Genomic DNA, 10,901 nt, shown 5'->3' on the forward strand with positions numbered 1-10,901 from the left:
CTCAATCGTTAAATCTGAATAGGATTAGCTTTGGCCAGCGCATCAAAGCGCATCAATGTGTCAATAAGTTGAGGCATTTGGTCCAGATAAATCATGTTCGGTCCATCGCAGGGCGCGTTATCCGGGTCTTGGTGCGTCTCCATAAAGACAGCTGCCGTGCCGACTGCAACGGCCGCCCGCGCCATCACAGGAGCGAATTCGCGCTGCCCACCCGAAGATCCGCCCATGCCACCGGGTTGTTGTACGGAGTGTGTTGCATCCATCACGACCGGATACCCTGTTTGGGCCATCTGGGGCAGGGACCGCATGTCGGCAACCAGGGTATTATATCCAAACGAGGAGCCACGTTCGGTCAGCAGGATGTTCTGATTTCCCGTGCTCTCAATTTTGGCAACGATATTTGGCATCTCCCAAGGTGCCAGAAACTGCCCTTTCTTGACATTGATCACGGCACCGGAATGACCCGCTGCAAGCAGCATATCGGTCTGACGGCACAGAAAGGCAGGGATTTGTAGAACGTCGACCGCCTCGGCCGCGATGGCGCATTGTGCTTCGGTATGGACATCGGTCAGGACAGGGATGCCCATTGTTTTGCGGATATCGTCCAGAACCTTAAGCCCGCCGTCGATCCCCATGCCGCGTTTGCCAGACAACGACGTGCGGTTGGCCTTGTCGTAGGAGGCTTTGAATACATACCGCGCCCCGGCAGCATCACAGGCTTCTTTCATTTTGCCCGCAATCATTTGGGCGTGGTCTGCTGTCTCAAGCTGGCAGGGGCCGGCGATGATGGTCAGCGGAAGATCGTTGCCGACCGTCAGGTCGGAGATTTTTACATGTTTCATTTGTCTTACGAGGATACCTGTTCACGAAGGACCGACGCGGTAAGCGAGATCATCAGGTAGATACCAGCAAACAACAGGAAAGCCAAAATCGTATTTTCGAACTTGCGCGGATAACTGGGTTCCTGGCTTGGGACGGGGTTTACCGACACCGTCAGATAACGCACCTTCCGGTTCGCTTCTGTTCGGGTGGCTTCCATTTGCTGCATTGCCGTTTGCAGCATCATATCCCGTGCCACCAGATCAGCCTGAGCCATCTGGATTCGAACACTCAATCGCGCCAGCGAGTTTTCGCCGGCAGAGGCGTCCAACATCTCTGCGTTCAATTCTTCAAGCACTTTCTCCAACCGGGTAATGTCGGCGCTGACCCCGTCGACCTTGGCCTTGTTGGGCCGTAAATTGTCGAGCAAAGCGGCTAACTCAAGTTCTTTGTCTTGCAGGAGGATTTCAAGCTCGTTGATACGGCCACGCAATCCTGCGATTACGTTTTCCGGGTCCAGAACGGCGCCCTGAAGTTGCAGCTCGATCAAGTCTTCTTGCGCCAACCTGCGTGATTCTTGTGCCGCCTCAAAACTCTGACGGGCTTCGCGCATCTGGTCTTCGCGTTTTTTCCCCGACAGTGTATTCACCCGATCCTCGGCGTAAGAGATCAGACGCTCAGAAAACTCGGTGGATGTCTGCGCGTCGGGCGCCGCGACTTCCATTCGGATAATCCCGTCCGTTGGATCGTAGCCGATCGTAATCATGCGAGTGTAAAGCTTGTACGCGTCTTCCAGTGTCGCATTGGCCTCCAATCTCTGGATTGGGTCGATCCAGTCCTGCTTAAAGACATCGGCAAAACCAGCGTCACGATCCAGCAGCAGCATGGCCTCTTTGGATTCCAGGAAATCCTGAACCGATATGGAATCCTGCGCCGTTGCAAATTGTGTGCCGGACAGCAAACCGCCGATCGAGCCTGCGGCGCCATCGGCCTGCAGTATCGAAAAAGACGAGTCACTGGCGTACATGGGCGTCGCTACACGGTAGAAATAGTAGCCAACGACAAATGTCGGTAAGATCACGAAAGCCGCCAACCGTGCAAAAAGCGCGAACAGTTTGCGCCGCCGCCGCCGTGCGATGTCTTTCTGAATCTCACCGATTTCAAAGTTGCGGCGCTCAGACGGGCTCAGTTCCGGACCCGGCAGATTTTGAGGTCCTTCACGAACCGTCTGCGGCAATTGAATTTGGATCTTGTCTTTCGGTTTGGCCTTCTTGTCGTCATTGGGTTTTGACACGGATGCCAGATCAAGCAGATTTGTGCGCTCGAACGGATCAATGCCCTTTTTGCGCAACAAACGTACAGCGTCATAGTCTGATGTCGCGGCCAACCCGTTTTTCTGGGCCAGTCGTCGCGCGATGCGCAGTTGACGGCCCGTCAAACCTTCGCGCTTGATTTCGTCCAGCTCTGTTCCGGGTTGCGGTTCGTTCACGGCGGCGGGGGATTGCGTTGCGTTGCGGATGCGCGAAATCGCATCCGACCGCGCATCGGCCGTACCCTCGCCCTGACGTTTGCGGCGCCAGTTGTATTTCTTAACCTTGGGTTTCGTAGTCATATAACTGCTTTGCCTCTTCCAAGGTTTCAAACACGTAAAGCTGCCCGTCCAGCAGAACGGCGGCTTGCTGCGCAAATTTCTCAAGGATCGATGGGCTGTGCGACACAATCACGATGGTCGTCGTACGCAGTCTTTCCTGCAAAATCGCACCTGCTTTTTTGTTGAACTCAACGTCGGTCGTTGATGGCATCCCCTCGTCAATCAGGTACATGTCGAAATCCAGTGCCAGCATCAGGGAAAACGTAAACCTTGCGCGCATTCCCGAAGAATAGGTCGCAAGCGGTTGGTTGAAGTACTCTCCTAGACCGCACAGCCAACTGCAATATGCTTCGACGTAATCGGGGTCCATTCCGTAGATCTTGGCGATGTATCGTGCGTTTTCGAGTGCAGACATCTTGCCGGACACGCCGCCCGTGAAACCCATCGGGAACGATACCCTGCACTCGCGCCGTATCACTCCTTCATCTGGCTTTTCCAAGCCAGCCATCATATTGATTAGAGTGGTTTTTCCAGTCCCGTTTGGGGCCAGAATGCCAATAGATTTCCCGAGTTCAATCCGGAATGAGACCTGATCCAGGATCACCTTGCGGCTTGTCCCGGTCCAGAAGGATTTGCTGACATTTTCGAATTCTAGCATTCGCGGCCTGCTGCTCATTCCGTTTGTTTGTCGCTCTTGTAGGGTGGCGATGAAACGTGTTTCCTAGTGTCTCATGTTGGCTACATTATGTCGAATTATGAAACAAATGATCAATGCATACCAACAGTGGCGGGGATCACGTGATGTTTGGTTGCTGCTTAGGACGGAGCGTTAGATCATGTTTCGACGATAAAATCTTTTTGTGCGGATGTGCATAGAAACCAGCTGGGGACGCTTTGCAGTCAAATGAAAAGCTTGGCAGACGAAATCAACGCATGCCGGATTTGCGCTGACACATTTGCGCAAACGGAAACAGCGCATGAGCCGCGCCCGGTCGTGTGGTTTCAGCCGGGAACACCTATTCTGATTGCCGGTCAGGCACCCGGCGTCCGCGTTCATGAATCGGGGCGACCTTTCACTGATCCGTCAGGGGACCGTTTGCGCGACTGGTTGGGGATAGATCAGACAGTATTTTATGACCGGGCGCGTGTTTCCATCGTGCCGATGGCGTTCTGTTTCCCAGGCTATGACGCGCGGAAGGCGGATTTGCCGCCGCCTGCCATTTGTGGCTCTACCTGGCATGATCGGGTGATGCGGGCGTTGGGACAGGTTCCCTTGACCGTGCTGGTCGGAGGGCATGCGCATAAATACCATCTCGGCGTGCGCAGTTCGGTGACTGAAACGGTTCGAAATTGGCAGGACCATGCGCCGCAGGTCTTTGCCTTGCCTCATCCGTCGTGGCGCAATACGGCATGGCTGAAAAAAAACCCATGGTTCGAGGCTGATCTGCTGCCGGTCTTGCGCGCTACGGTTCAAGAGGTGTTGAATGACTGAGACCACGGCGTTGGACGCCGCCCATGCCGCGATGCAGGCTGCCCCGCAGGATGATGCCAGCAGGCTGAAGTTCTTTGAACGGTTGTCGGATAGCGAGCTGTTCCTGATGCTGACCGAAGAAGCGCGGGATGAAAACATCTCGCCCGAAGTGTTTGATGTTGCGGATGGGCGTTTCGTGCTGGCTTTTAACCGCGAGGAACGATTGGCGCAATTCGCGGGTCGTCCCGTACCCTATGTGGCGTTGTCTGGCCGGGTGTTATCGTCAATGCTGGCAGGGCAGGGGATCGGCATGGGGCTAAACCTCGAAACCGCTTCCTCTTCAATGTTGATCCCGGCAGAGGCGCTGGTCTGGTTGGCAACAACGTTGCAGCACGCCCCTGAGGAAGTGCAGGAAAAACTGGCAGAGTTTTTGCCGCCGTCCGGACTGCCGGGCAACTTGTTGACTGCGCTGGACGCCAAGTTGGCGACGGCCGGAGGGTTTGCACAGGCCGCTTTTTTGGTGGCAACGAAATCCGATGAAGGGGTCATGGGACATCTTCTGGGATTTGTTGGCGCAATTGAAGGCGCTGAAACCGCGCTGGCCAAGGCTGCCTCCGAAGCACTGACATTTTCAGGAATAGAAGCGGGCGCAATGGATGTCGGGTTTTTTGCACCCGAAGACGCGGCGGCGGCACAGCTGGCAAAAACGGGCTTAAGATTTGATCTACCGCAGCCGGAAGTGGTTAACCCGGTGCGACAGGTCCCAGGTAGCAACCCCGACAAACCGCCGATCCTGAAGTAACCAAGCTGTAGGTCAGCACATCACGCAGCACCTGCGCGCTGCGTGATGAGGTGTGCGTGATATTACTCGACGCTGGCTTCCAGCTTGTCCTGGGTGCGCGTTTCGAAATCACTGGCTTCGTGACGCTCGTGAAGCTGCGTATGCGGCTCGCCAAAGGGATGATTGACCATTCGGCCGCGTTTTACGGCAGGGCGATCATCAATCAGTTTGGCCCATCGCATGACGTTTTTGTAGGAGTTCACATCGAGAAACTCAGCCGCGCTGTAAAGACGTCCCAGCACCAATTGACCGTACCACGGCCAGATCGCCATATCGGCAATCGTGTAGTCCTCGCCTGCGATATAGGTCTTGTCGGCCAGTTCCCGGTCCAGAACATCCAGTTGGCGCTTAGCTTCCATTGCAAACCGGTTGATTGGGTACTCCCACTTCTCAGGCGCATAAGCATAGAAATGCCCAAAACCACCACCCAGATACGGCGCGCTGCCCATCTGCCAGAATACCCAGTTCATGACCTCGGTGCGCTCGGGGCCGGACTTGGGAAGGAATTCGTCAAATTTTTCAGCCAAATGAAATAGGATCGACGCGCTTTCAAACACACGCAAGGGTTCTTCGCCTGACCGATCCCAAAGCGCCGGGATCTTGGAATTCGGGTTGGCGTCGACAAAACCTGAACCGAACTGATCCCCCTCGCCGATATTGATCAGCCAGGCATTGTACTCGGCACCTTCATGGCCGAGAGCCAACAACTCTTCGAGCATGATGGTCACTTTGACACCATTGGGGGTCGCCAGAGAATACAATTGCAGAGGATGGCGCCCAACAGACAAGTCTTTGTCATGGGTGGCTCCGGCGATTGGTCGGTTTATGTTGGCGAATTGTCCGCCGCTTTCGCTGTCCCAGGTCCAGACGCTTGGAGGAGTGTAAGTGGATTGGTCGCTCATCTTTTGCCTTTCTTGACATTTTCGGGGCCGCGATCCCGACGCATCTACAGCTAGTGTTGCAACTTTCATGTTCCAACCCCGAACATGGGACATAACCTGTAATAATCAGCAGGCAACTTCTCACGTTTTTTCGTCCGTGGTCACAGCGGCGCGAGCAGGACTACGAAGTTGGGAAGAATCGCTTATTGTCTCCGTGATCGCGCCAACACGGCACCCCTGATGCAGATGACATGAAAAGGATTGTCCTTATGAAACGTTTTGCCCTTTCAATCGCAGCGGCCGTTGCCCTTGCCGTTCCGGCTTTTGCCGGTCCGCAATATGTTGATGGAACTGGATTTGCCGTTTCTGGCTATGACGTGGTTGCCTACCGCAGCCTGGATCAGGTTGCCGTTGGCCAGTCTCAGCCTGAACCTGTGCGTGGGCAAGCTGACATCACCGCAGACTATAACGGCGCTACCTGGGCTTTTGCCTCGGAAGAAAACCGCGATAAGTTTCTGGAGAACCCTGCTTACTATGCGCCACAGTATGATGGCCACTGCGCCTATGGCGTGTCGCGCGGCGGCAAAGTTCCGGCGAACCCGAACCTGTGGCGTATCGTTGATGACAAGCTGTACCTCAACATCACTGATGTTGTTGTCGGTTTCTGGGAAGAAGACGTCCCTGGCAATATCAACCTGGCCGAAGGCAATTGGCCCGGCATCGAGCCTGCGGATGCGTCGTCCAGCGTTATTCCCAAGTTCACTTCGGAAGGTCCCGTCACAAACTAAAAGTTTGTAATATGTAATAAGCAAGCCCGGCTCCTCACGAGCCGGGTTTTTCTTTGCGACCTAACTGGCCAACCAGAATTCGTTACGCATGTCTTGATTGGCTTCAAATCTGATCCGAACACTTTTGGCGCCCGGAAATTTGCTTTCGCAGATGGTGTCGGGAACGACGACTTCACCAGCGCCTATGTCTTTTGATTGAAAGCTTAGCACTTCCGTTTCCATATGCCGGTTGTTGGTTAGAACACTTGTTGGCAAAGCCACGCGGTTTGCACCTTCACATACCGAAGTGGTTACGAAATAGGTCAGATTGCGCCCATAGCATCCTATGGCTTCCGGGACGTGATCCGATGCCTTGAAGTGTTCTCTGTCCGGCACGGTCTCACGTAACCCTGAGTCGTGTGAGAGCGCCTGTTCCGGGTTCAGCAGTGCCCGGCAAGACGTGATGTCTTGCTGGGCCAATTCGATCATGCGCTTTTTTAGACGCGGGCGCCGGGGCCGTCGCGCTGCTGAATTCGCGGCACCTTTGACGGTGAGCCCCTGTTTGCGCAGAAAGTCATAGGCAACTTTAGCGCGCGAAAAGTCGGCACAATCACCGCCCGTGTGGTCTGGATGGGCATGGAAGGCAATCTGCCGCCATGCGTTTCGAATGTCATCCGGGCTGGCATTTGCGGCCAGTCCCAAATCCGCCAGCGCGTCAGTGCGCGCATTTATCTTATCTACAGGCTCCATACTCAAATCACTCATTAAACTAAAAACAACTACACATCCTCAGTGTGAGCAGCGCCACATTTTTGTCAATTTTTCCAGAGTTTTGAGGGCAGTTGCCGCTACAATTTAGATGCGATGACCGGATTGTTCCGTCTTTGGAATTCGGCGAAACGCTGAGCTGTGAAATGGATCACACAAATATGGTCGCAAAACACACCCGGGCCGTTTTGTGTCCCGGGCGTTTTGCAGGCAGGCGTGGGAATCAAGCGACGTTTTGCAATTCCGTTTTGGGCGTGATGCCCAACGCAAAGCAGACGTCGCGCGTCAGTTCCGGACGATTGAGCGTGTAGAAATGCAGCTTGTCGACGCCGCCGTCGATTAGGTCCGAGCACAGTTCCGTACACAGGGCGGTCGCCAGCAGGTCCTCACGATCATCGCGGAGGGCCTTGTCGAATGCCTGGTCCAGCCAGTTCGGAATGTGGGCACCACAGCGCTGGGCAAATTTACGCGCGCCTTTCCAGTTCTCGATCGGCAATACTCCCGGAACGATCGGCTTGTCGATACCAGCCTTGGCACACGCATCCCGAAAGCGGAAAAAGGTTTCGGCCTCAAAAAAGAACTGGGTCAGAGCTTCGTCGGCCCCAGCGTCCAGTTTGGCCTTGAGCCAGTCAATCCCGGCACCGACGCTTTGGGCCTCGGGGTGAGTGTCCGGATAGGCGCCGACACGAATGCAGAACATCTCGGTCTCAGCCAGCGCGGAAATCAACTCGACCGAGTTGGCAAACCCTTCCGGATGCGGTTCGAACCGGTCTTGACCTTTGGGGGGGTCGCCTCTCAGCGCAACGATGTCCTGAACACCCGCGCGGGCGAAGGTGTCTGCGATGTCCAATGTCTCCTGCCGAGAGGCATCGACACAGGTCAAATGCGCAGCCACGGGCAGCCCCGAGGATTTGTGCAGAGTTGAAACAGCATCCCGCGTCAATTCTCGGGTCGTGCCACCAGCACCGTATGTGACCGAGACGAACCGCGGGTCTAGTGGGGCCAGCGTTTGCACGGTGTCCCAAAGGCGGAATGACGCTTCCAGAGATTTTGGAGGGAAGAACTCGAATGAAATTTCAGGTTTGGTCATAACGGCCTCATTGGATCAATTAGGCCACTTGTGCCATGTGACGCATTGTGAGACAAACTCATATTGTTCAAGAACAACATGAGCGCAGTAAATTATGCATATTGAATTTCGGCATTTGCGGACAGTTAAAGCGATCCATGAATGTGGTGGGCTTGCGCGGGCGGCAGATCAGCTGAATATCACCCAGTCAGCGTTGAGCCACCAGATCAAAGGCCTGGAAGATCAGGCCGGGGTCGAGTTGTTTCTGCGTCGCTCAAAACCTATGAAACTGTCTGCTGCAGGCTTACGTCTGTTGCGCCTTGCCGAGCAGATTTTGCCGCAGGTTGAGGCCACGCAGCACGAGTTTTCATCGCTCAGGGATGGCCGCACTGGCCGAATGCATATCGCAATTGAATGCCATGCTTGTTTTGAGTGGTTGTTCCCGGTGCTTGAGGCGTTTCGAAAGTCCTGGGGTGACGTGGATGTCGACATTCGTCCGGGTTTGGCCTTCGACGCACTGCCTGCGTTGCAAAAGGAAGAGGTCGATCTGGTTGTATCCTCGGATCCCGAGGATTTGCAAGGTGTCGAGTTTGTCGAACTGTTCGACTATAACGCGGTATTCGTGGCAGCCTCTTCGCATCCGTTGGCGCAAAAGGAATTCATCGAAGCCGAAGATTTCCGTGGCCAGACCCTGATTACCTATCCGGTGGAACGAACACGGCTGGACGTGTTCAGCCAGTTGCTAATCCCTGCACGGGTCGAACCGGCAACGATCCGACAGGTCGAACTAACGGCAGTCATACTGCTGTTGGTCGCATCCAATCGCGGGATTTCGGTCCTGCCGGATTGGGTCGTACGAGAGGTCAAATACAACTCGGACTATGTTACGCGGCCACTGACAAAAGAAGGTATCACCCGCCGCCTGTATGCTGCCGTTCGCTCCGAGGATTTGGAAAAACCCTTTGTGCAAGAGCTGGTGAAACTGGCGCGTGACGAGGCACGTAAGCTGCAGGCTCAGTAGCGGCGTTTCTTGCGGGGCAGCTATGCGCATCATTCCTCTTGGCAAGGGCGCCTAGCGTCAGTATACGCGCGGTTTGACCGGACAGGAGCCTTTGGACAATGGTTGGCAGTGCAAATCTCAACATCATGATCAAGGCCGCGCGCAAGGCGGGTCGTTCTTTGGTCAAGGATTTTCGTGAAGTCGAGAACTTGCAGGTGTCGATGAAGGGCGCGGGTGATTTTGTCTCCAAGGCTGATATCGCTGCTGAAGCAATTCTCAAGGAAGAACTTCTGGGTGCGCGCCCGACTTACGGCTGGCTGGCCGAAGAGGGCGGGTCGATCGACGGTGAAGATCCAACCCGCCGCTGGATTGTCGACCCCCTGGATGGCACGACCAACTTCCTGCATGGCTTGCCGCATTGGGCCGTTTCAATTGCCCTTGAGCACAAAGGCAATATCGTCGCTGGTGTGATCTACGACGCTGCTAAGGACGAGATGTTCTTTGCCGAAAAAGGTGAAGGCGCTTGGATGAACGACATGCGAATTCGCGTGTCTGGACGGCATCGCATGATCGAGTCCATCTTCTCGACAGGGTTGCCATTCGGCGGCCGTTCAGACCTGCCCGCTACACTGCAAGATCTCGCGCGTCTGATGCCCGTTTGCGCCGGTGTCCGCCGTTGGGGTGCTGCCGCGCTCGACATGGCCTATGTCGCCGCCGGTCGCTACGAAGGGTTTTGGGAACGCCGGTTGAACGCATGGGATATTGCGGCAGGGATCATCATCGTGAAAGAAGCGGGCGGTTTTGTGCAGCCTCTGAATCCCGAAGGTGATATTCTGACTGACGGTGAAGTCATTTGTGCGAACGAACCGATCTTTGACACGTTCGCCAAAGTGATCCGAGACTAATCTCGTTACTTGGGCTGGCCACAGTCACTTGCGCGGAATCTTTGGAATTCTCGAACGGGACAAGGGGTATTTTGCCTCTGGATGTGGTGGGTGCCCGTGGGTTTGACTCCAAAACGCCATGCCCCCTCGCTTAAGCCACAGCGGAACGCATAGAAGCAACCCGACGACAAACCCGCCGGTATGTGCCCAATAGGCGACGCCGCCTTCGTCCGGGTTGCTGGACAGGCTGCCAAGAAACTGCATGCCCAGCCAGACGCCAAGCATCACAAAGGCTGGTATCGTGAACACGCGAAAATAGACGATCAGGATCAGCAAGATATCCACACGCGCCTTCGGGAACAGCAGCAGATAGCCGCCCATGACACCAGCAATCGCGCCAGAGGCCCCTATTGTCGGCACAACCGACTCGGGTGCGGTGATCACATGGATCAGACCGGCTCCGATGCCTGCGACGAGGTAAAAGACAAGAAACAGGACATGGCCCATTTCGTCCTCGAGGTTGTCGCCAAAGATCCACAGGAACAGCATGTTGCCCGCCAGATGCATCCAGCCTCCATGCAGGAACATTGACGTCACGAAGGTCTCGAAGGCCACCCCGTCGCTGATCCGCGCCGGGATGATCGCGTAATCGAAATAGAACCTGTTGATCAGTGGCGCGTCATTCATGATCCCGACATAGCTGAGGAAGATCAGAATGTTCGCCGCCATCAGGGCATAGACGACGTAAGGGGTACGCCCCGAAGGGTTATGGTCGCGAATAGGAAACATGGCGCGACGCTGGGCTTTTCC

General features: G+C 55.2%; 12 protein-coding genes. 5 read left to right on the forward strand and 7 right to left on the reverse strand.

Translation table 11 applies throughout. From position 1 onward, the window contains the following. Positions 1-8 precede the first annotated feature (8 nt). From kdsA to ACR0BU_RS04600, 3 genes are read right to left on the reverse strand one after another with little or no spacing between them, the layout of a single operon-like run. Positions 9-842 carry a 3-deoxy-8-phosphooctulonate synthase gene (gene kdsA, locus ACR0BU_RS04590; protein ID WP_480736010.1) on the reverse strand — a complete coding sequence of 278 codons (834 nt, stop codon included), beginning with the start codon at positions 840-842 and terminating at the stop codon, positions 9-11. A 5-nt stretch (positions 843-847) separates the two neighbouring features. Further along, positions 848-2,431 carry a KpsE/RkpR family capsule polysaccharide export protein gene (locus ACR0BU_RS04595; RefSeq protein ID WP_298933623.1) on the reverse strand — a complete coding sequence of 528 codons (1,584 nt, stop codon included), beginning with the start codon at positions 2,429-2,431 and terminating at the stop codon, positions 848-850. After that, positions 2,409-3,068: an ABC transporter ATP-binding protein gene (locus ACR0BU_RS04600; protein WP_299077020.1), complete on the reverse strand. Its 660-nt coding sequence runs from the start codon at positions 3,066-3,068 to the stop codon at positions 2,409-2,411. Before ACR0BU_RS04600 ends, ACR0BU_RS04595 begins: the two co-directional genes overlap by 23 nt. A gap of 246 nt (positions 3,069-3,314) precedes the next feature. On the opposite strand from ACR0BU_RS04600, the gene ACR0BU_RS04605 reads away from it, so the two are divergent. Further along, on the forward strand, positions 3,315-3,902 hold the full coding sequence (locus ACR0BU_RS04605; RefSeq protein WP_480736009.1) for a uracil-DNA glycosylase family protein: 588 nt from the start codon (positions 3,315-3,317) through the stop codon (positions 3,900-3,902). Then, positions 3,895-4,683, forward strand: a complete 789-nt coding sequence (locus ACR0BU_RS04610) for an SseB family protein (protein ID WP_480736007.1) — start codon at positions 3,895-3,897, stop codon at positions 4,681-4,683. The genes ACR0BU_RS04605 and ACR0BU_RS04610 overlap by 8 nt, the downstream gene beginning before the upstream one ends. A 62-nt stretch (positions 4,684-4,745) precedes the next feature. Here the strand turns inward: ACR0BU_RS04610 and yghU are convergent, their stop codons facing one another. Continuing rightward, positions 4,746-5,624, reverse strand: coding sequence for a glutathione-dependent disulfide-bond oxidoreductase (yghU, locus tag ACR0BU_RS04615; protein WP_480736006.1), 879 nt, complete (start codon positions 5,622-5,624; stop codon positions 4,746-4,748). Positions 5,625-5,872: 248 nt separating this feature from the next. Here yghU and ACR0BU_RS04620 point away from each other — a divergent pair, with 248 nt between their 5' ends. Continuing rightward, complete coding sequence (locus tag ACR0BU_RS04620) at positions 5,873-6,391, forward strand: YHS domain-containing (seleno)protein (protein ID WP_480736005.1); 519 nt, start codon at positions 5,873-5,875, stop codon at positions 6,389-6,391. Between the two features lie 60 nt (positions 6,392-6,451). Here the strand turns inward: ACR0BU_RS04620 and ACR0BU_RS04625 are convergent, their stop codons facing one another. Then, a complete protein-coding gene (locus ACR0BU_RS04625) occupies positions 6,452-7,120 on the reverse strand; it encodes a J domain-containing protein (RefSeq protein WP_480736003.1) in 669 nt (222 codons plus the stop codon). A gap of 241 nt (positions 7,121-7,361) precedes the next feature. Beyond that, positions 7,362-8,228 carry a methylenetetrahydrofolate reductase [NAD(P)H] gene (gene metF, locus ACR0BU_RS04630; protein WP_480736001.1) on the reverse strand — a complete coding sequence of 289 codons (867 nt, stop codon included), beginning with the start codon at positions 8,226-8,228 and terminating at the stop codon, positions 7,362-7,364. Between the two features lie 94 nt (positions 8,229-8,322). Between metF and ACR0BU_RS04635 the strand changes: the two genes are divergently transcribed. Together ACR0BU_RS04635 and ACR0BU_RS04640 are read left to right on the forward strand one after the other, a co-directional pair. Further along, complete coding sequence (locus ACR0BU_RS04635; RefSeq protein ID WP_480735999.1) at positions 8,323-9,228, forward strand: LysR family transcriptional regulator; 906 nt, start codon at positions 8,323-8,325, stop codon at positions 9,226-9,228. A 98-nt stretch (positions 9,229-9,326) separates the two neighbouring features. After that, positions 9,327-10,112 (forward strand): inositol monophosphatase family protein, encoded by a 786-nt coding sequence (locus ACR0BU_RS04640; RefSeq protein ID WP_480735997.1) that lies wholly within the window; start codon positions 9,327-9,329, stop codon positions 10,110-10,112. 24 nt (positions 10,113-10,136) lie between these two features. Here the strand turns inward: ACR0BU_RS04640 and ACR0BU_RS04645 are convergent, their stop codons facing one another. Continuing rightward, positions 10,137-10,880, reverse strand: coding sequence for a rhomboid family intramembrane serine protease (locus ACR0BU_RS04645; RefSeq protein WP_480735995.1), 744 nt, complete (start codon positions 10,878-10,880; stop codon positions 10,137-10,139). Between the last annotated feature and the right edge of the window lie 21 nt (positions 10,881-10,901).

This window comes from Ruegeria sp. CK2 (assembly GCF_056536585.1).